The sequence below is a fragment of the Amycolatopsis sp. NPDC051106 genome (genome assembly GCF_040682775.1).
Taxonomy (GTDB): domain Bacteria; phylum Actinomycetota; class Actinomycetes; order Mycobacteriales; family Pseudonocardiaceae; genus Amycolatopsis.
Map to the genome: position 1 here is coordinate 51535 of NZ_JBFBBQ010000046.1, position 19926 is coordinate 71460.

A 19926-nucleotide genomic window follows, 5' to 3' on the forward strand; every position below is an offset into this window, starting at 1 on the left:
TCGAGCCATGACCGACTTCGGCACCAACCTCGCCGCGATGGTGACCCCCATGCAGCCCGGCGGGACGCTCAGCGAACCCGGCCTCGCGAACCTCGTCGACCACCTGCTGGCCACCGGCTGCGACGGCCTCGTCGTCGGCGGGACCACCGGCGAGTCGCCGACCTTGACCGAGTCCGAAGCCGCCGGGCTCGTCCGGAGCGTGGTCGCGCGGACCGGGGGCGGGGCCCGGGTGATCGCGGGCATCGGTACCTACGACACGGCCGCGAGCGTCCGCCGGGCCCGCGAAGCCGAAGCCGCCGGCGCGGACGGGCTGCTGCTCGTCTGCCCCTACTACTCCCGGCCCACGCAGGCCGGGGTGGTGGCCCACTGCCTGGCGGTGGCCGACGCGACCGGGCTGCCGGTGATGCTCTACGACGTCCCCGCGCGGGCCGGCATCGCGATGACGCCGGAGACCCTGGCCGAGCTCGCCGCCCACCCCCGGATCCGGGCGGTCAAGGACGCCAAGGGCGACCTGTTCGAGGCGATGACGGTGATGACCCGCACGTCATTGGCGTACTACTGCGGCATCGACGAGCTGAACCTGCCGTACCTCGCGTGCGGCGCGGCGGGCGTGGTGAGCGTCGTGGCCAACGTGGCGGCCGACCGCACGGCCGCCCTCATCGCCGCCGTCCGCCGCGGCGACCTCGAGGCGGCGCGGACGCTCAACCAGTCGGTCATTCCGCTGGTGGAGACCATCATGCGGACCGGCCCCGGGACGACGGCGGCGAAGGCGGCACTCGTCGAACTCGGGGTCATCCCGCACGCGACGGTCCGCCTCCCGCTGGTCGAGTCCGCCCCGGCCGTCGTGAGTGTTCAGGCGGCCAGAACCGCCCTGAACCCTCACGACCGGCGGTAGACCGACACGTGTGACGAGGACTCCGTCGTGAATTCGCCGCCGGTCCAGTCCGCGTGCCGGGACTCCAGCTCGAACCCGGCCAGCCGGCCCATCAGGTCCAGCTCGGCCGGCCAGATGTAGCGCTGCGGGCACCGGCCCAGCCGTGCCTCGCGGCCCGAGCCGAACCTGAAGTGGTGCGACACCAGGTGCTGGCGCACCGTGTCGTACGTATCGACCGCGACGTACCCCTGCTCGGCGGTGAAGACCAGCGCGTCCTGCCCCGGCGGGAGCCGCCGCAGTTCCGGGACGCCCAGCTCGATCACGAACCGGCCGCCGGGGTCGAGGTGGCGGGCCGCGTTGCGGAAGCACTCGATCTGCTCGTCCTGGGTCAGCAGGTTCCCGATCGTGTTGAAGACCAGGTAGACCAGCGCAAAGCGCCCCGGGGCCGTGGCCGTCGCCATGTCGCCGACGACCACCGGGAGGTCGGCCTTCTTCCGCAGCTGCCCCAGCATCGGCTCCGACAGCTCGATGCCGGTGACGGACACTCCGCGCGCGGCCAGCGGGACGGCGATGCGGCCGGTCCCGATGGCGAACTCCAGCACGCGCCCGCCGCCGGCCAGCGCGACGAGGCGGTCCACGACCGGCTCCACGACCTCGGGCGCGAACACGCCGCGGCCCGGCGTGTCGTAACGTTCGGCGGTCTCGACGTCCCAAATGTCTTCCTGGCGCACGCCAACCACCTTCGACGTAACCCCTGAAACTGTCCAACGATTTGAACTTGCCCGATTTCGGGCAAGAATTTGGGTTTCACTCCGGCGCAGTGCATGATGACCGGCGTGGAAGACACCGACATCGTCGAGCGCGTCGCCGCGTCCACCGGCCTGCCGCCGGGCGTCGCCGCCCGCGTCGTCGACGACGTCCTCGCCTTCTACCGGACACCCACCGAGCAGTACGTCCGCCGCAGGCACGCCGAGCTGCAGGCCGAGGGCCGGAAGAACCCCGAGATCTTCCCGCTGATCGCCGCCGAGCTCCGGGGCCGGCTCGTCGCCGCGCCCGACCTGTCCGAGCGCCAGCTGCGTCGCATCGTCTACGGCTGAAACAGCCCGACTCAGCCCCCTAGAAGAAGAGGTTCGCCATGTGCGGGATCGTCGGTTACATCGGCGGCCAGAACGCCGCCCCCATCCTCCTCGAGGGCCTGACCCGGCTCGAATACCGCGGTTACGACTCCGCGGGCATCGCCGTCCTCGGCCCCAAGGACACCGCGCAGGTCCACCGCGTCGTCGGCCGGGTCCGCAACCTCGCCGCCGCGCTGCCCAAGCGCCTCGCCGGGAAGGTCGGCATCGGCCACACGCGGTGGGCCACGCACGGGCCCGCGTCGGAGGAGAACGCCCACCCGCACACCTCGGAAGACGGCCGGATCTCCGTCGTCCACAACGGCATCATCGACAACGCCGACACGCTGCGCGCCCAGCTCGCCGACGCCGGCGTCAAGCTCACCTCCGAGACCGACACCGAGGTCCTCGCCCACCTGATCGCACGCGCGAGCGCCGACACCCTCGAAGACGCCGTCGTCGAGGCGGTCTCGCGGATCACCGGCACGTACGCGATCGCCGTCACCGACTCCGCGCACCCGGACCGCCTCGTCATCGCGCGCAACGGGTCGCCGCTGATCATCGGCGTCGGCGAGCGCGAGATGTTCGTCGCCAGCGACCTCGCCGCCCTGGTCCGGCACACCTCGCAGGTCGCGCACCTCGACGACGGCGAGTTCGCGACGGTCTTCGCGACCGGCTACCGGACCTTCACCGTCGACGAGAGCGACACCACCAAGCCGGCCACCGAGATCGACATCGCCGCCGAAGACCTCGACCTCGGCGGCTTCCCGCACTACATGGCCAAGGAGATCCAGGAGCAGCCCGAGTCCGTGGAGCGGATGATCCGCGGGCGCCTCGACCACCGGTTCGGCGTCGCCCGCCTCGACGGCCTCAACCTGACACCGCGCGAGCTGCGCGGGTTCAGCCGCGTGAAGATCCTCGGCTGCGGCTCCGCGTACTACGCCGGGCAGGTCGGCGCGACGATGATCGAGGAACTGGCCCGGATCCCGGCCGACGCCGAAGCCGCGTCCGAGTTCCGCTACCGCAACCCGATCATCGAAGCCGACACGCTCTACATCGCGGTCAGCCAGTCCGGCGAAACGATCGACACCGCCTTCGCCGTCGAGGAGATCAAGCGCAAGGGCGGCCGGGTCGTGGGCCTGGTCAACGTCGTCGGCTCGACCATCGCCCGGGCTTGCGACGGCGGTGTCTACCTGCACGCCGGCCCGGAGATCGCGGTCGCCTCGACCAAGGCGCTGACCAACATGGCCGTCGGGTTCGCGCTGATCGCGCTGTCCCTCGGCCGCGTGCGCGATCTGTCCAATGCGGACGGACAGCGGATCATCGCCGCGATCCGCACGCTGCCGGACCAGATCCGGACGGTCCTGGCCGCGGAAGCGGAGATCGCCGAGCACGCCAAGACCGCGGCGGCCGCGAACAGCCTGTTCTTCATCGGCCGCGTCCGCGGGTTCCCGGTGGCGCGGGAAGGCGCGCAGAAGTTCAAGGAGATCTCCTACCGCCACGCCGAGGCGTACCAGACGTCCGAGCTGAAGCACGGCCCGCTCGCGCTGATCGACGAGTCGCTCCCGACGGTCGCGATCGTGCCCGCCGACGAGCTGGCCGACCGCAACCTGGCCGCCATCCAGCAGATCCGGGCCCGCGGCGGGGCGGTCCTCGCCGTGACGCACGACGCCGTCGACTTCGGCGAGCTCGACGTCCCGCGGATGGTCGTGCCCCGCACCGAGCCGGAGCTCGACCCGATCCTGCTGACGATCCCGTTGCAGCTGCTCGCCTACCACGCCGCACTCACCCTGGGCTACGACATCGACAAGCCGCGCAACCTCGCCAAGTCGGTCACGGTGGAGTGAACCCGGGCCTGCTTGGGCATGTTCCACCCGAGCACCCCGGTCACGCGCCCCTCCTCGCGGTACTCGGCCACGAACCGGCCGGCGGACGGCGAGCCCTCCACAATGGACACTTCGGCGTTTGCGGAGGGCCTGCCGTACACGTGAATCCGCGCGTCGAACTGGTTCGTCCAGAAGTACGGCACCGGCGTGTAGGGGCGGTCCTCGCCAAGGATGGTCCCCGCGACGGCGACCGCCTGCTCGGTCGCGTTGGTCCGGTTCTCCAGGCGCAGCAGCACGTCGAGACCTTCGTGGTGCCAGCGGGCGACGTCACCCGCCGCGTAGATCCCGGCCGCCGCCCGGCACCGGGAGTCGCACACGACGCCGTTGTCGCACAGCACCCCGCTGCCCGCCAGCCAGTCCGTCGCCGGGGCGGCGCCGAACGCCACCACGATGACGTCGGCGGACAGCACTTCGCCGGTCTCCAGGCAGACTCCGGCCACGCGGCCGTCCCGTGCGGACAGTCCGGTGACCGCGGCACCGAGTCTCAAATGGACACCGCGGGCAGCGTGCAGTTCGGCGAGCAGGCCCGCGGCGAGCGGCCCGAACTGGTACGCGAGCGGCGCGGGTTGCGACCCGGCCAGCGTCACGGGGACGCCCAGACCGCACACGGTCGCCGCGATCTCCGCGCCGAGGACACCGTCGCCGACCACCACCACGCGCTTGTCCGGGGCCAGCTCCGCGCGCAGGGCCAAAGCGTCGTCGAGCGTGCGCAGGACGTGGACGCCCGCGAGACCGTCCTGGCCCGGCAGCGTGCGCGGCCGCAGCCCGGTGGCGAGCACGACGGCGTCGGCGGTCAGGGTGCGCCCGCTCTCCGTGTGGACGGTCCGCGCGCGGGCGTCCAGCCGCGCCGCCGGGTCGCCGAGCACGAACTCGGCGTCCAATGCGGACAGTGCGTCGGGGGTGCGCAGGCCGGCCTGCCCGGGTGTCCAGGTCCCGGCGAGGACCTGTTTGGACAGTGGCGGCCGGTCGTACGGCAGGTGCGTCTCGGCGCCCAGCACGGTCACGCGCTCTTGATAACCCTTGCGCCGCAACGCCTCCACTGTGGCGAGCCCGGCGGCCGAGGCTCCGACGACGAGGACCGTCACGCGTCCTCGCTCACCGAGATCGCGACGCCCGGGCAGACGCTCGCCGCCTCCCGGACGGTCGCGTGCAGGTGGCCGCCGGGGGTTTCGTCGAGCAGGACGACGATGCCGTCGTCGTCGCGCTGGTCGAACACGTCCGGCGCGAGCATCACGCAGGTGCCGGCGCCGCAGCACTTTCCTTCGTCCACGGTGACCTTCATGCTCGTTCCTCTCCTTCGCGGGGGTGGGTCACGGGTGCGAGCCACAGCCCGACCAGTGCGTCGGTCAGGCCGGTGGCGGCTTCGCGCCAGCCGGCTCGCGGGGTGTCGCCGCCTTCGGCGAGCGCGCGTTCACGCTCGGCCATCGTGTGGATCAGCAGCTGGCGGGTCATGGCGTTGCGTTCGGCGCGGACGTCGGCGGGCAGTGCCGGCAGGCACCGGCTCAGCCCCTCGACGGTCCGCGCCAGCGACGGCGACGACAGCGTCTCCGCGGCGACGGCCGCCCGCAGCGACGGCTCGGTCATCACCTGCGCGGTGAACCGGGCGAACCAGGTGGGCGGGCCCGCCGTCGCCAGGTACTCGGTGGACGGGTGGACCAGGCACCGGACCCAGTCGCGCAGGTCCGCGCCGGCGCCGAGCCCGGCCAGCCTGCGCGCGCGCAGGTCCTCGACCGCCGCGGAGTGCCGGTGGGCGATGGCCCGGACCAGGCCGGCGCGGGTGCCGAAGTGGTAGCCGACGGCGGTGTTGTTGCCCTGCCCGGCGGCTTCGCTGACCTGCCGGTTCGACACGGCGAGCACGCCGTGCTCGGCGTAGAGCCGCTCCGCCGCGGTCAGGATCGCCTCCCGCGTCGCGTGCGCCCGGCCGGCGACCTCGTGCGTCGGCACGCCGTCACCACCGGACGGGCAGTTCCCGCAGTCCGCCGACGGCGAGCCCCTCGACCCGGCGCAGCTCGTCCGCCGGGACGGCGAGCTCGAGCGAGGGCAGCTTGCGCAGCAGGACCTCCAGGACGACCTGCAGTTCGGTGCGGGCCAGCGGCTGCCCGAGGCACGCGTGCGCGCCGGCACCGAAGGACAGGTGCGGGTTCGGGCTGCGGCCCAGGTCCATCTCGGCGGCGTTCTCGAACGCGCTCTCGTCGCGGTTGGCCGCGGCCATGCTGCACATCGCGGTGGTCCCGCCGGGCAGGACGGTGCCGGCGACCTCGAAGTCGTCGGAGAGGTAGCGCAGCATCCCGACGCCCGCGTTGGCGTCCAGGCGCAGCGACTCCTCGACGGCGGTGCGCACCAGCGCCGGGTCGGCCAGCAGCCGCTCCCACCGGCTCCGGTCGGCGAGCAGCATCGCGACCATCTTGGCGATCATGTTGGCGGTGGTCTCGTGGCCGGCGATCAGCAGGCCGATGCCGGTGGCGGTCAGCATGGCGTCGGACCAGCCCTCGGGCAGCAGCGCGCTGAGGATGTCCTCGCCGGGTTCGGCGCGCTTGGCGGCGAGGAGCCCGCCCATGTACCCGCCGAACTCCTGCTGCGCGGCGTCGAACTCGGCCTGCGTGTAGCGGGTCATGCTGAGCATGACGTCCGACCAGTGCGCGAACCGGTCGCGGTCGGAGTCCGGCACGCCGAGCATGGCGCAGATGACCCAGACGGGCAGCGGGAAGGCGAGCCCGGCCTTGAGGTCCCCGGGCGCACCCTTGGCGACGAGGTCGTCGATGAGCTGCTCGGCCATCGCGGCCATGCCGGGCCGCAGGGCGTTCATCCGCTTGGCGGTGAACCACTTGCCGATGGTGCGGCGCCAGGTGAGGTGGGCTTCGCCGTGTTGCGGGAGGACGGTGGCCATCTCGCTGTTGAAGACTCCACCGGACTCGGTGTCGGCGACGCGCGCGGCGTTGTCGGCGGGCGTGGGCCGCGTCCACCGCGGATCGGAGAGCACGCTCTTGACGTCGGCGTAGCGGGTGACGAGGGCGGCCTCGTCCCCGCTGGCCAGCCGCACGTGCGCGACCGGGCACTTCGCCCGCAGCTCGGCCCACTCGGCCGGCGGTTCGAGCGCGGTGTCGGCGTCGAACGGGAAGCGCGGCAGCTCGGTGTGGCTTGGCGTCATGACGGACTCCTCGTTGGTGAATGTCCCCTGGCACCGAGCATGGCCAAGGACCGCCATTACGTCAAGCGCTTGACTTAACTCTCGGTTCCAGCGCCCCAATGTGGCCTTCGGTGCGCTCAACGCACCGAAGGGCCCCTTGGGTGCGTTCAACGCAACCAAGGCCGCATTGGGGCGCTTTACTCGCGCTCGACCTTGCGGAAGCCGCCCTCCGGGGTCCACCACTCCACGACCATCAGCGTCGCCTCCGGGTTCAGGTGGGTGTGCACCACCTCGGTCACGTCCACCCGGAAACCCTCACCCGCCTCGACCGCCCGGCCGGCGATCTTCGCCTCCCCCGGCCAGTCCGCCTCGGCGCCCTCGACGGGGTCCACCGTCGCGCTGTGCAGCGCCAGCCGCGGGTCCCTCTTCAGGTCCGCGCCCTTGCGGGACCGGGGCATCGAGCCGAACGTCAGCTCGCCGTCGGCGAACCTCGTCTCGATGCCGGAGATCCGCGGGGACCCGTCGGCCCGCAGGGTCGCCATCGTCTTGTGCTTGTGCGCGTCGAACAACTCCCGCACGCGCCGGGCGAACTCCGGTTCCGCCGCCTCGAACTCACGCCACGCCGTCATGCGCTCATGATGGCAGCCATCGGGCGTGCACCGCCGCGGGTTTGCGGAACACCAGCCCCGTCGCCGCGGCCGGCTCCGCCAACGTGATGCCCGGCAACCGGTCGAACACGGTCTCCACGGCGATCCGCGCCTCCAGCCGGGCGAGGTCGGCGCCGAGGCAGAAGTGCGGGCCGTGCGCGAACGCCAGCTGTTTGCGCAGGTTCGGGCGGTGCACGTCGAAGACGTCCGGGTCCGGGAACACCGCGGGGTCGCGGTTGGCGGCCGTCAGCGAGACCGTCACCAGGTCGCCCCGGGCGATCGACGCGCCCGCGAGCGAGACGTCGCGGGTCGCGTACCGGTCGACCACCGCCGCCGCCGGTTCCAGCCGCAGCGACTCCTCGATGGCCGCCGGGATGAGCGCGCGGTCCAGCCGGGCCGGCTCGCGCAGCAGGTGCAGCAGCAGGGTGGCGATCATGCCTTCGGTGGTCTCGATGCCGCCGAACATCAGCACCGCCGCGTTCGACACCACCTCCGGCAGCGCCAACGCCGAGGCGGCCTCGGTGAGCAGTGAGGGCCGGCCGACCGCACCCTCGATGTGCGCACGCAGCTCGCCGAACGCCTCCGCACCACGAGTACCCGCCGGCCGGCCCGCCGAGATGTCGTCCACTGTGGACACGATCGCGTCGTACCAGGCCAGCACCCGCGCCGTGTCGGTGTCATCCAGGCCGAGCGCGTGAGCGACCACCGCGACCGACAGCGGGCCGGCCAGCGAACGCCGCAGTTCCGCCTGCCCGGCCGCGGCGAACCCGTCGACCAGCCGGGCGCATTCGGCGCGGACGAACCCGGCGAACCGGTCCTCGATCTCCCGGGGCCGGAAGTGCCGGGAGAACGGCGTCCGGTGCCGGGTGTGCTCGGCCGCGTCCAGCGAGAGCATCGACGGGCCGACGACCCGGGCCGTCGAGAACCGGGGGTCGTCCACGGTGAAGGTGGCCGCGTCGCGCATGACCCGCAGCGCGAGATCGTGCCGCGTGACGAGCCAGCCGGTCAACTCGGGCAGCCAGGCCACCGGTTCGGTCGCCCGGAGCCGGGCCAGCAGCGGGTACGGGTCGGTCGTGAGCTGCTCGATCGTCACGCCTTCAGCCCCGCGATCAGGAGGCCGACCAGGCGGCGCGCGTCGTAGTCGGGGTTGTTGTCCTCCGCGCCGATACACAGGTTGCCCACGCCGCGCATGAGCTCCAGCGGGCGCACCTTCGCGGTCAGCTCGGCGGCTTCGAGCAGCTGGGCACACACCGGCACCAGGCGGTCCAGGAAGTACGCGTGCAGCGTGGCGAAGCCGTCGCCCTGCAGGACCCCGGCCAGGCCGTGCTTGGTCACCAGGAAGCCGACGAACAGGTCGATCCACTCCGTCAGCGCCGCGTGCGGGGAAGCGGCCGAAGCGAGCAACGCCGGACCAGCCGCCGCGCACTCCTCCACCTGGTGCCGGTAGACGGCGACGATCAGGTCCGCCCGCGTCGGGAAGTGGCGGTAGATCGTGCCCATGCCGACGCCCGCCTTGGCCGCGATGTCGCGGACCGGCGCGTCGACGCCGGACGCGACGAAGACCGCCGCCGCCGCGTCGAGCAGCGTCTTTTCGTTGCGCTGCGCGTCGGCGCGCTTGGGTTTGCCCACCATTCACACCTCCCGGGTTGCGAAACGGAACACTGCTCCGTATCGTTAGCGGAGCAACGTTCCGTTTGCCATCTTGTCACGGAGGCCATCGAAATGCAGTACCGCACTCTGGGGCGCACCGGCGTCCAGGTCAGCACCCTCGCGCTCGGCGCGATGAACTTCGGCGCCATCGGGCGCACCACCCAGGACGAGGCCACCGCCCTCGTCGACGCCGCCCTCGAAGCCGGCATCAACCTGATCGACACCGCCGACATGTACGGCCAGGGCGAGTCGGAGGTGATGGTCGGCCAGGCGATCAAGAACCGCCGCGACGACCTCGTGCTCGCGACCAAGGCCGCCATGCCGATGGGCGAGGAGCGCAACCACCGCGGCACCTCGCGCCGCTGGATCTTCAAGGCCCTGGACGACAGCCTGCGCCGGCTCGACGTCGACCACGTCGACCTGTACCAGATGCACCGCTGGGACCCGGCCACGAGCCACGAGGAAGCGCTTTCCGCACTGACCGACCTCCAGCGCGCGGGCAAGATCCGCTACTTCGGCTCGTCGACGTTCCCGGCCCACCGGATCGTGCAGGCCCAGTGGGCCGCGCGGGAAAACCACCTGAGCCGGTACGTCACCGAGCAGCCCAGCTACTCGATCCTGCAACGCGGCATCGAGGCCCACGTGCTCCCGGTGACGCAGGAGTACGGCCTCGGCGTCCTGGCCTGGAGCCCGCTCGCGTCGGGCTGGCTGTCGGGCGCGGTCCGCGCCGGGCAGGAGATCACGACCAGCCGGTCGAAGGTGCTGCCCCAGCGCTTCGACCTCACCGACCCGGCCAACCAGGCCCGGCTCGGCGCCGTCGAAAAGCTCGTCAAGGTCGCCGAGCAGGCGTCGCTTTCCCTGATCCAGCTGTCGCTCGGCTTCGTCACCGCGCACCCGGGCGTGACCAGCGCGCTCATCGGCCCGCGGACGCTCGACCACCTGAAGTCCCAGCTCGAAGCGGCCGACACCGTGCTGCCCGCCGACGTGCTCGACGAAATCGACGCGATCGTCGCACCCGGTGTCGACCTGGCCGCGCACGAGAAGTTCGACACCCCGCCCGCCCTGCTCGACCCGTCCCTCCGGAGGCGTTGATGACCCCCCGTTTCGGCATCCTGACCGCACCCATGAACGTCGGCTACGACGAGATCCTGCGCGTCTGGCGCGAGGCCGACGAGATCCCGGAGATCGAGCACGCCTGGCTGTTCGACCACCTCATGCCGATCGGCGGCGACCCGGACGGCCCGATCTTCGAAGGCTGGACGCTGCTTTCGGCACTGGCCGCGCAGACCGAGCGGCTGCGCCTCGGCCTGCTCGTCACCAGCAACCGCTTCCGGCCGCCCGCGGTGCTGGCGAAGATCGCGACCACAGTGGACATCGTGTCCGGCGGGCGTCTCGACTTCGGCATCGGCGCCGGCTCGCGCCCGAGCCATCCCCTGGCCCGCCGGGAATACGACGGGCACGGCCTGCCCTACCACAGCCAGGACGACGCCGTCGCCGCGCTCGCCGAGGCCTGCACCGTCATCCGTCGCTTGTGGACGGAGAACGAACCGTTCGACTTCGACGGCGAGCACGTCACGCTGAAGGGCGCCTTCGGCAACCCCAAGCCGGTGCAGCGGCCGCACCCGCCGATCATGATCGGCGGCCGGGCGAGCGCGACGCTGCGCGTGGTCGCCGAGCACGCCGACCTCTGGAACATCCCCGGCGGGGGCGACATCGACGACCTCGCCGGCCGCAGCAGGCTGCTCGACCGCTTCTGCGCCGAGATCGGCCGGGACCCGGCGGAGATCACGCGCTCGATCTTCCTGCCGGTGGACTACGACAAGCCCGCCGCCACGCGCGAGAAGATCGAGGAAGCCGCCGGCGCCGGCTTCGGGCACATCGTCCTCGGTTTGGCGAACCCGTACCCGGACGGCGTCGTGCGGTGGGTCGCCGACGAGCTCATCCGCTGAGCTGCCGGCCGGACGTCGTGATCGACGCTTCCGGTGAGGTGACGGAGTTGCGGCTGCCGCCGGGTTTCTCAGTCCTTCCGGAACAACCCGACGTGCAGGAAGGGCACCCCGAACAGGCCGGTGCCCGTCCGCATCGGACGCAGCTCGACTTCGGTGTAGCCGCCGAACAGCCGGCGCAGCTCGTCCGGCGTGTACGCGAGACCGCCGTGGAGACTGCGGTCGCGGTAGAGCTGCGCGTCCGGGACTTCGCTGCCGGAACCGGGATCGCCGGTGCCGGCGGCGAAGCACGCGAGCCCGAAGTGGCCGCCCGGTTTCAGATGGCGGTCGAGCAGGGCCAGGTAGCTGATCCGCCGATGCGGCGCGAGGTGGTGCAGGCAGCCCGAGTCGTAGATCAGGTCGTAGGTCTCGTGCGGCAGGTCCATCGCGAAGATGTCGGCTTGGTGAAAGCGGACGCCGGTGCCGCGTTCGGCCGCCCAGGCGATCGCGGCGGGCGACCGGTCGACCGCGTCCACCTCGTAGCCCGCTGTCTTGAGCCGGAAGGCGTTGCGCCCCGGCCCGCAACCCAGCTCCAACGCGCGACCGCCCCGCAGCGGCCCTTCGCGGAGCCAGGCGTCGAGGTTCTCGTCGGGCTGGTCGGCGAAGAACGGGACGGGCCGGTCACGGTCCGCGTAGAAGCCGTCCCACTCGATGTCCTCGAAGAGGCCGTCGAGCATCCGCAGGAGGTCCTCGACCGACCGGACGTCCCGGTTCACGCTTCGACGCGCTCTCGCACCGCCTTCAGTTCCTGGTCCACGACGGCCATCTGCGCGTCGACCGCCGCCGGTTCGGTTGTCTCGGGGAAGAAGAGGCTGAAGATCAGCTCGGCGCCGGCCAGGTTGGGCACCACGCGCGCGAAGAGGCCGAGGTTCGGGGCGTCGGCGCTGACGAAGTCGACGACGCCGTGGTCCTTCGCCACCTTGACGCGGACTCGCCGCGGCCCGCCCTCGCCGGGGATCCGCCAGACGTCGTCGTGGTCGTGCTCGATCGTCTCGGCGAAGCCCGGTGCCCAGTCGGGGAGGTGGCGGGCGTCGGCGAGGTAGGTGACAACGCTTTCGGGCGTCGCGGTGAGGGTGATCGTGCGGGTTACGGCGCGTCCTGTCTCGATTGCTGGCATGCCGGAAACGATACGCACCTGCGTATGATTTGTCCACGCGTAAGATTCCCCGCGTGACGGAGGACGACGACCTGGCGGCCCTCTGCGCCGGGGCGGGCCGCGCGCTGGCCGAGGCGGAGGGGCCGGTACTGGCGGAGCACGGGCTTTCGATGTGGCAGTACGTGGTGCTGGCGACCCTGGCCCACGGCTCGGCGTCCAGCCAGCTGGCCCTGGCCCAGCAGATCCACTACGACAAGACCCGGTTGATCGCGCTGCTGGACGGCCTGGTCGCGGAGGGATTGGTGACCCGCTCGCCCGACCCGTCGGACCGCCGGGCGCGCATCGTCCGCCTGACCCCGTCGGGAATCCGGCGGCACGCGGCCGTGCGGGACGCGATCCGGGCGGTGGAGGAGCGGAAGCTGGCGGGGCTGAGCCCGGAGGAGCGGCGGGTACTGCGGTCGGCGTTGACGCACCTGGCGAACTCGGACTGACGGTCACTGTCGGTTCGCATTCGGCGGTCCGGTGCAACGCTGACGCTTAGCGTGGCGACTCCAGGGAGGTTCAACCCGCCGGAGTACTAAGGGAGACCGCCGTGACCATCAATCGAGGCGACGTACCGTACACAGACGACGCACAAATCTCCCGGTCCCTGATTCAGACCGAGAGAAGCCTGACGAACGCAATCCGGGAACTGGACGAAAGACGCTCCGACCAGAGAACGGCGGACAAACTCCGACAAAGACTCGATGAGCTACTCGGTACCATTTATTTGATCGCGGAGAATGACGGTCTCTGGGCACGAATAGCCGATGCCACGGTCCATGCACCCGCTGAAGGTCACGAAATCGAGGCCGCCAAGATCCTCGATTCGTCGACATTACCCTATATTCTGACGACCTGGGGTTACACGAATCCACCTCCGCCTGCAGCGAAAGAACTAGTCGAAGATACCGCCGCAGCCTTGACCACGGCGCTGAAATTGCCAAAAGATCGTCGTGCAGCCGTACGGGAGGCGAGAGGCCATCTCATCACCTTTAGGATGCGGGTCAGTCGACAAATTGCTCCGCTGTCGATGCCCCGGCACACGAGCGCACTGCACAGCATTGCCCGACACGTCGGCGCCACAGCCCGCATCTTGATCATCCCCCTCGGTCTCGTCGCCAACAGACTGCTCGATGAGCGGCATCCCGGTGTCGCTGACGACATTGGAAAGATCGGCAGGTGGATCAAACCGCTGGTAGTCACCTGTCTGGCGGCCAGACTGCGCGAACCGGCCCTCTCCGCCCCGTCCCTTGCCGCTCTCTCCGAGAAGAACGTCGTCGCCGTGCGCCTGCACGCCGCGGCCGAGGCTCTTCAAGACTGGAGGTTAGCCGACCTTGGTCATGGACAGGGTCTCCTTCTCGAACAGGCTCAGGCCCACGCATTCAGGGCGCGCGCCCTGGCCGCTGCCCAGCACGGGCCTAACGCAAAGGTTACGCACGCCATCGATGCTCTGTACGAGCAACTCAAAGCCGCAGCAAGGCGAGGTTCCGGTCACCGAGATTCGCTTCAGGTATACGCAGCTCTCAACTCTGCCCTGCTCAGCACGTACAAACTCGCTGCCGGACCCGACCCGATCCTCGATCTAAAAGAACCGGGCCGTCGTCCCGGCATGAGCCTCTGACCAGCCGCGGGTGGCAGGCTCCGCCTGCCACCCGCTTGCCGTCAGCTCACCGAACAGAGGGTTCCGTTCAGCCTGAACGCCGTCGGCAGGATGTTCGGACCGCCGTAATCCGCGACGAACCCGACATCGACGCCGCCCGCCAACGATCCCGAAGACGTCACCTTCACCGCCGTCCCGGACTGGGTCCACGTCCCGTTCCAGCCGCTCGTGATCCGCTGCCGCGCGGTCGGCCAGTCGAACGTCAACGTCCAGTCCGGCGTCGGATCGCTGGAAACCACGTGGATCCCGCCCACGAAACCACTCGCCCAGTCATTGACGTCGGTCATCTTGACCGTGCAGCTACTCGAGGCAGGCGCACCCGTCACCACCGTCAACGGCGGTGAAGACCACGAAACGTTCCCCGCCGCGTCCCGCGCCAGCACGTTCACCGTGTACCGCGTTCCCGGGACCAAGTTCCCGACGGTCAACGACGTCCCGGCCGTCTCCCCCCACTGCTCGCTGACCACGCCCGCCTGCCGGTACACCTCGTACTTCACGCCGGGCGCCGACGGCGGCCAGCTGATCGTCGCCGTCGTGTCCGTCGTCGTCGCGGTCGGCTGGCCTGGTGCGCTCACCCGAGCCGGAGCAGCGGCGGCGTGCAGCACCAACGTCGTCAGCGAGTACGGCGGTACCGTCCCGTCCCACGAAGACGCGTGCGTGATCGACGAAGCGCCGTTCGTGAACGTGAACACGTCGGACACGGACGACGACGCGTAGTTCAGGTTCACCGACCGGGCCTGCGCAGGGTCCTTGTTCACCAGCAGCACCGCGAGATCGCCGTCCGGACGGCGGACCGCGTGCACGTCGAGCAGCGGGTCGTCCGCGCCGGCCCGCACGAACTGGTCACCGGGACGCGCGAACGCGCTCAGCATCTTCAGCCCGTAGTACGGCGCGAACGGCGTGTTGAGCGCGGGCTCGCACCCGCCGTCGAGGCAGGTCGCGCTGGACAGCAGGCCGAAGTCGCCGTAGTCCGGGTAGCCGGCCACTGTGGACAGTGCGGTCGCGCCGTTGTGCGTGTCCCACCAGTCGACCGTGAACACGCCGTTCTCCAGCAGGGACGCGTACGCCTCGGCCGCGAACAGCGCGCCCGGCTGGGTGTTCATGCCGACCGGCGTGTTCGTTTCGGTCAGGGCGATGCCGAGCGGCCGGCCCGCGTACCGCGTGATCTGGTCCCGCGCCAGGTAGATCATGTCGCTCACCTGCTCGGTCTTGGCCAGCGCTTCCGCGGCCGTCGACCCGCCCGGATACCAGTGCAGGATGGCGAAGTCGATGTGCGGGCCCGCGATCGACAGCACCGTCTGGTTCCACGTGCCGGTGTCGCCCTCCGCGACGATGCCGTCCGGCCAGTTCGCGGGCGTCGTGAGCACCGCGCCGATCTTCACCGACGGGTCGACGGCCTTCATCGCGTCGGCGTAGGCCACGACACCCGCGGCGTAGGCGGCGGGGCTCTTGTCCTCGTGGTTGTCGGCCTCCCAGTTCGCGCCGTAGTGGCCGTTGCCGTAGAGCTCGTTGCCGATCTCCCAGTACTTGACGCCGTAACCCTTCGTGACGTTCGCGTACCGCACCCAGTCGGCGGCCTCCTGCGGCGTCCCGGTGCCGTAGTTGGCGATGACGATCGGCTGCGCGCCCGCGCGCCGAACGCCGCCCATGAACGTGTCGAAGTCGGTGCCCGGCGCCACGTAGCCGCCCGGCGCGGTGTTGTCCTTCCAGTGGTAAATGTCGCCGTAGGAGCCGCCCGGGTACCGCATCGTGCGGACTCCGGCGGCGCCGTACAGGTCGGCCACGGCATCGGTGCCGAGCTGGCTGTCCCACACCGCGTGGTTGACGCCGACCGCGGTGTCCGGCACGGTGGCCAGCCCCGCTCGCGCGTTGACCGTCACGGTCGCTTCGGGCGGGGTCGCCGCGGCCGCCGCCGGCACGGCCGCCGCGAGCACGGCGGCCACCGGCCACGCGGCCCAGCGCAGACGTCGAGCTGTCATCGAAGAGTCCATCCTCTCGTCGGGCACGAACGGATGGCTGAGAGCGCTCTCAGAGAGAGAACCAGTGCGCGGCCCGGAAGTCAACGAAAGTCCCGCGACGGCCCCGGTTTCACCCGCAGTTCGAGTCTTTCGAGGCGGTCGGCGACGAGCGTGACGACGCCCTCGCCGACCTGCGCCCGCCCGCGCACCAACAGCGCGGCGCTGGTGCGGGCGACCAGGCGCTGCCGCTGCCACAGGCCGGGCGAGACGAGGACGTTGGCCATGCCCGTCTCGTCCTCGAGGTTGAGGAACGTGATCCCGCCGGCGGTGGCCGGGCGCTGCCGGTGCGTCACCGCGCCGCCGACCCACACGCGTGTCCCGTCCTCGGCCCGCATGAGCTCGGCGACGCTGAGCGCGCCACGCGCGGTGAGCAGCTCGCGCAGGTACTCGACGGGGTGGCTGTCCGGGGAGACGCCGGTGGCCCACAGGTCCGCGGCGGTGACCTCCAGCCGCGTCATGCCCGGCAGCGCGGGTGCGTCGAGGCCCGGGGCCAGGCCCGGCAGGTGCCCGGGCCGGGTGGCCGCCGCGGCACCGGCGGCCCAGAGGTCCTGGCGGCGGTCGCCGCCGAACGCGCCCGCGGTGGCCAGGGCTTCGACGGCGTTCTTCTTCAGCCGGACCCGGCGGGTCAGATCGCCGGCCCCCGCGTACGGGCCGTTCGCGTCGCGCTCGGCGACGATCATCGCGGCCGTGTCGTCGCCGAGGTGCCGGACCCCGGCGAGGCCCAGGCGCAGCGCGACGCCGCCGGTGCTGCCGGCGTCGGGTTCGAGGGTGGCGTGCGCGAGGCTGGCGTTGAGGTCGGGTTCGCGGACGCGGACGCCGTGGCGGCGGGCGTCGGCGACCAGGGACTGCGGGCTGTAGAAGCCCATCGGCTGCGCGCGCAGCAGCCCGGCGCAGAACGCGGCCGGGTAGTAGCGCTTGAGCCACGCCGACGCGTAGACGAGCAGCGCGAAGGACATCGAGTGCGCTTCGGGGAACCCGTAGCCGGAAAAGGCGTGGATCTGCTCGAAGATGCGCGTCGCCAGCTCGCGGTCGAGGCCGTTGGCTTCGCAGCCGGCGAAGAACCGCGCCATCAGCGCTTTCATCTTCGCGCTGGACCGCTTGGCGCCCATGGCCCGGCGGAGCTGGTCGGCCTCGGCCGGGGTGAAGCTCGCGACGTCGACGGCCATCTGCATCACCTGCTCCTGGAACAGCGGCACGCCGAGCGTCCGGTCCAGGCTGGCCGCCAGCAGCGGGTGCGCGTGCTGCCACTTCTCGTCCCCGCGGCGGCGCCGGATGTACGGGTGCACCGAGCCGCCCTGGATCGGGCCGGGCCGGATCAGCGCGACTTCGACGACGAGGTCGTAGAACTCCCGCGGGCGCAACCGCGGCAGCGTCGCCAGCTGCGCGCGCGACTCCACTTGGAACACTCCGACGGCGTCGGCTTCGCAGAGCATGTCGTAGACGTTCGGGTCGGCGAGGTCGAGCTTTCCCAGGTCCACAGTGGACCCGTGGTGTTCGGCGACGAGGTCGATCGTGTAGTGCAGCGCGGACAGCATGCCGAGGCCGAGCAGGTCGAACTTGACCAGGCCGACGGTGGCGCAGTCGTCCTTGTCCCACTGCAGGATCGACCGGTTGGCCATCGTGGCCCATTCGACCGGGACCACTTCGGACACCGGCTGCTTCGAGATCACCATGCCGCCGGAGTGGATGCCGAGGTGGCGCGGGAAGTCCTCGATCCGGGCGGCCAGGTCGAGGACGTCGGCGGGGATCTCGCCGGCCGTCTGCTGCTTGGTGCCACCCCAGCGATCGACGAGCTTGCTGTAGGCGTCCTGCTGCCCGGGGCTGTGGCCGAGGGCTTTCGCGGCGTCGCGGATCGCCGACGGCGCCCGGTAGGTGATGACGTTGGCGACCTGCGCGGCGTGGAACCGGCCGTGTTTCTCGTAGACGTACTGGATGGCTTCTTCGCGGCGGCCGGACTCGATGTCGATGTCGATGTCCGGCGGGCCGTCGCGTTCCGGGGCGAGGAACCGCTCGAACAGCAGGTTCCACTTCACCGGGTCCGCGTGGCAGATCTCCAGGGCGTAGCAGACGGCGGAGTTCGCCGCCGAACCGCGGCCCTGGCAGAGGATGTCGGCTTCCTTGCAGAACCGGACGATGTCCCACACCACCAGGAAGTAGCCGGGGAAACCGAGGGCCCCGATGACCGCGAGCTCGTGGTCGAGCTGGGCGTAGGCCTTCGGGTTCTCCTCCCGTGATCCGTAGCGCTTCGCCGCGCCACGCCAGGTCAGCTCGCTCAGGAACGACATTTCGTCGTGGCCGGCCGGCACCGGGAACGGCGGGAGGTCGGGGGCGACGAGCTTCAGGTCGAACGCGACCTCGACGCCGAGGACGGCGGCGCGTCCGACGGCGCCCGGGTAGCGGCGCTCGAAGCGGCGGCGCTGCTCCATCCCGGACCGCAGGAACGCCTGCCCCGACGGCGGCCGCCAGCCTTCGAGCTCTTCGGCCGACCGCCGCGCCCGGACGGCGGCGACCATGTCGGCCACGACGGCGTCCTCCGGCCGGGCGTAGTGCGCGTTGTTCGAGACGACGGTCGGCAGCCTCAGCTCCCTCGCCAGCTCGGCGAGGTGGTCGTTGGCGGCGTCGTCGAGGGGCAGCCGGTGGTCGATCAGCTCGACGGCGACGTGCCGGGACCCGAACCAGTCCACGAGCCGGCCCAGCTCGGCCCGCGCGGCGGCGGGCCCGTGCGCGGCGAGCGCCCGGCGGACAGGCCCCTTGCGGCACCCGGTGAGCACGACGACATGCCCGGCCAGCTCGTCGACCAGCTCCTCGAGGTCGTAGACGGGCCGGCCCTTCTCCCCGCCCGCGATCTGCGCGTGGGAGATGACCTTGCACAGCCGGCGGTAGCCCTCCTGCTGCCGGGCGAGCACGAGCAGGTGCGACCCTTTCGGGTCCGGTTCACCGGCCTGCGGCGCGGGCAGGTCGAGCGACAGTTCGGCCCCGAACCCGACCCGCACGCCGAGCTCCCGGGCGGCGTCGTTGAACCGGACGGCGCCGTACACGCCGTCGTGGTCGGTGAGGACGAGGGCGTCGAGCTCGAGCCGCGCGGCCTCCTCGACGAGCGTTTCGGGGTGGCTGGCGCCGTCGAGGAAGCTGAAGTTGGAGTGGACGTGCAGCTCGGCGTAGGGGGCGCGGATCCGGTCGCCGGCGTCGTCCCGGCGCCGGCGGACCCGGAGGTCTTCCGGAGCGCCGGCGTACCCTTCGCGTTTGCGCGACCACGCCGGGGCGTCGTTGCCGTCACCCGGCACGGGCGGCCGCCCGGAGGCGATCCGCTCCACTTCGGACCACGGCACCCGCGGATTGTTGAACGCCAAGATTCCGCTCCCCACAAGGAGTTCGCTGTGGGGAAGCCAGCGACTACCGTTCGAACACACGTACGACTACTGTGGATCGATCCTGAGCCGGGGAGCGCCTGGTGTCAACTCGGGAGTCGCATCGATCACAACGGACTAGTCGTAAATTCCTTCGACTGTCCACTGTGGATCATTGCCGACCGCCACTTCGAGCAGCAGCGCGAGGTCGTCGTCCTCGCCTTCCAGGACCACCTGCAGCCGGGCCGTCGGCCGCGCGCCGCGCTTGGCCGGCAATGTCGGGTGCACCACCCACGGCCCCGCCGAACCGAGGACCCGGCGGGGCGGGCCGTCGCCGACGGTGACCGTGGCCGGGGGGTAGCTGAGCTCGCCGCGGCCGGTGCAGCGGACCGCGTCGCCCACCGCGTCGAGCACCCGGGCCGCCGGCGGCCGGGGCGGCACCCGGGCCGGCGACGGCGCGGGCAGGCGGCCCGGCCACGGCC

19 protein-coding genes and 1 pseudogene are annotated in these 19926 nt (G+C 71.3%); 7 read left to right on the plus strand and 13 right to left on the minus strand.

Annotated features, from left to right (window positions below; translation table 11 throughout):
- Positions 1 to 7: 7 nt before the first annotated feature.
- On the plus strand, positions 8 to 895 hold the full coding sequence (gene dapA, locus AB0M83_RS29695; protein WP_364521696.1) for a 4-hydroxy-tetrahydrodipicolinate synthase: 888 nt from the start codon (positions 8 to 10) through the stop codon (positions 893 to 895).
- On the opposite strand, the gene AB0M83_RS29700 is transcribed toward dapA, so the two are convergent.
- On the minus strand, positions 880 to 1605 hold the full coding sequence (locus tag AB0M83_RS29700; RefSeq protein ID WP_364521697.1) for a methyltransferase domain-containing protein: 726 nt from the start codon (positions 1603 to 1605) through the stop codon (positions 880 to 882). The two genes, dapA and AB0M83_RS29700, sit on opposite strands and share 16 nt — an antisense overlap.
- A 93-nt stretch (positions 1606 to 1698) precedes the next feature.
- Here AB0M83_RS29700 and AB0M83_RS29705 point away from each other — a divergent pair, with 93 nt between their 5' ends.
- Positions 1699 to 1971 (plus strand): hypothetical protein, encoded by a 273-nt coding sequence (locus AB0M83_RS29705; protein WP_284743808.1) that lies wholly within the window; start codon positions 1699 to 1701, stop codon positions 1969 to 1971.
- 38 nt (positions 1972 to 2009) lie between these two features.
- Positions 2010 to 3833 (plus strand): glutamine--fructose-6-phosphate transaminase (isomerizing), encoded by a 1824-nt coding sequence (glmS, locus tag AB0M83_RS29710; RefSeq protein ID WP_364521698.1) that lies wholly within the window; start codon positions 2010 to 2012, stop codon positions 3831 to 3833.
- On the opposite strand, the gene AB0M83_RS29715 is transcribed toward glmS, so the two are convergent.
- The 7 genes from AB0M83_RS29715 to AB0M83_RS29745 all read right to left on the minus strand — a co-directional run bounded on the left by AB0M83_RS29715 (position 3782) and on the right by AB0M83_RS29745 (position 9275).
- Positions 3782 to 4957: an FAD-dependent oxidoreductase gene (locus AB0M83_RS29715; protein WP_364521699.1), complete on the minus strand. Its 1176-nt coding sequence runs from the start codon at positions 4955 to 4957 to the stop codon at positions 3782 to 3784. The genes glmS and AB0M83_RS29715 overlap by 52 nt on opposite strands.
- On the minus strand, positions 4954 to 5154 hold the full coding sequence (locus tag AB0M83_RS29720) for a ferredoxin (protein WP_364521700.1): 201 nt from the start codon (positions 5152 to 5154) through the stop codon (positions 4954 to 4956). The genes AB0M83_RS29715 and AB0M83_RS29720 overlap by 4 nt, the downstream gene beginning before the upstream one ends.
- Positions 5151 to 5816: a TetR family transcriptional regulator gene (locus tag AB0M83_RS29725; RefSeq protein ID WP_364521701.1), complete on the minus strand. Its 666-nt coding sequence runs from the start codon at positions 5814 to 5816 to the stop codon at positions 5151 to 5153. The genes AB0M83_RS29720 and AB0M83_RS29725 overlap by 4 nt, the downstream gene beginning before the upstream one ends.
- Positions 5817 to 5820: 4 nt before the next feature.
- The gene (locus AB0M83_RS29730; RefSeq protein ID WP_364521702.1) at positions 5821 to 7020 is read right to left on the minus strand and encodes a cytochrome P450; all 1200 of its coding nucleotides are present in this window, start codon (positions 7018 to 7020) and stop codon (positions 5821 to 5823) included.
- Positions 7021 to 7196: 176 nt separating this feature from the next.
- Entirely contained in the window at positions 7197 to 7628 is a 432-nt protein-coding gene (locus AB0M83_RS29735) for a pyridoxamine 5'-phosphate oxidase family protein (RefSeq protein ID WP_364521703.1), read from the minus strand.
- 4 nt (positions 7629 to 7632) lie between these two features.
- A complete protein-coding gene (locus AB0M83_RS29740; protein ID WP_364521704.1) occupies positions 7633 to 8739 on the minus strand; it encodes a cytochrome P450 in 1107 nt (368 codons plus the stop codon).
- Positions 8736 to 9275, minus strand: a complete 540-nt coding sequence (locus AB0M83_RS29745) for a TetR/AcrR family transcriptional regulator (RefSeq protein ID WP_364521705.1) — start codon at positions 9273 to 9275, stop codon at positions 8736 to 8738. The genes AB0M83_RS29740 and AB0M83_RS29745 overlap by 4 nt, the downstream gene beginning before the upstream one ends.
- Positions 9276 to 9368: 93 nt before the next feature.
- Between AB0M83_RS29745 and AB0M83_RS29750 the strand changes: the two genes are divergently transcribed.
- On the plus strand, positions 9369 to 10388 hold the full coding sequence (locus AB0M83_RS29750) for an aldo/keto reductase (RefSeq protein WP_364521706.1): 1020 nt from the start codon (positions 9369 to 9371) through the stop codon (positions 10386 to 10388).
- Positions 10388 to 11245, plus strand: coding sequence for an LLM class flavin-dependent oxidoreductase (locus tag AB0M83_RS29755; RefSeq protein ID WP_364521707.1), 858 nt, complete (start codon positions 10388 to 10390; stop codon positions 11243 to 11245). Before AB0M83_RS29750 ends, AB0M83_RS29755 begins: the two co-directional genes overlap by 1 nt.
- 68 nt (positions 11246 to 11313) lie before the next feature.
- Here the strand turns inward: AB0M83_RS29755 and AB0M83_RS29760 are convergent, their stop codons facing one another.
- Together AB0M83_RS29760 and AB0M83_RS29765 are read right to left on the minus strand one after the other, a co-directional pair.
- On the minus strand, positions 11314 to 11997 hold the full coding sequence (locus tag AB0M83_RS29760; RefSeq protein WP_364521708.1) for a class I SAM-dependent methyltransferase: 684 nt from the start codon (positions 11995 to 11997) through the stop codon (positions 11314 to 11316).
- Positions 11994 to 12398: a hypothetical protein gene (locus tag AB0M83_RS29765; protein ID WP_364521709.1), complete on the minus strand. Its 405-nt coding sequence runs from the start codon at positions 12396 to 12398 to the stop codon at positions 11994 to 11996. The genes AB0M83_RS29760 and AB0M83_RS29765 overlap by 4 nt, the downstream gene beginning before the upstream one ends.
- A gap of 53 nt (positions 12399 to 12451) precedes the next feature.
- Between AB0M83_RS29765 and AB0M83_RS29770 the strand changes: the two genes are divergently transcribed.
- Together AB0M83_RS29770 and AB0M83_RS29775 are read left to right on the plus strand one after the other, a co-directional pair.
- The gene (locus AB0M83_RS29770; RefSeq protein ID WP_364521710.1) at positions 12452 to 12868 is read left to right on the plus strand and encodes a MarR family transcriptional regulator; all 417 of its coding nucleotides are present in this window, start codon (positions 12452 to 12454) and stop codon (positions 12866 to 12868) included.
- A gap of 101 nt (positions 12869 to 12969) precedes the next feature.
- On the plus strand, positions 12970 to 14040 hold the full coding sequence (locus AB0M83_RS29775) for a hypothetical protein (protein ID WP_364521711.1): 1071 nt from the start codon (positions 12970 to 12972) through the stop codon (positions 14038 to 14040).
- A 41-nt stretch (positions 14041 to 14081) separates the two neighbouring features.
- On the opposite strand, the gene AB0M83_RS29780 is transcribed toward AB0M83_RS29775, so the two are convergent.
- From AB0M83_RS29780 to AB0M83_RS29790, 3 genes and pseudogenes are all read right to left on the minus strand, one after another.
- Positions 14082 to 16058, minus strand: a complete 1977-nt coding sequence (locus tag AB0M83_RS29780) for a cellulose binding domain-containing protein (protein ID WP_364521713.1) — start codon at positions 16056 to 16058, stop codon at positions 14082 to 14084.
- 80 nt (positions 16059 to 16138) lie between these two features.
- The gene (locus tag AB0M83_RS29785; protein ID WP_364521715.1) at positions 16139 to 19447 is read right to left on the minus strand and encodes an error-prone DNA polymerase; all 3309 of its coding nucleotides are present in this window, start codon (positions 19445 to 19447) and stop codon (positions 16139 to 16141) included.
- A 135-nt stretch (positions 19448 to 19582) separates the two neighbouring features.
- Positions 19583 to 19926: pseudogene (locus AB0M83_RS29790) on the minus strand (DNA polymerase Y family protein); the annotation flags it as partial.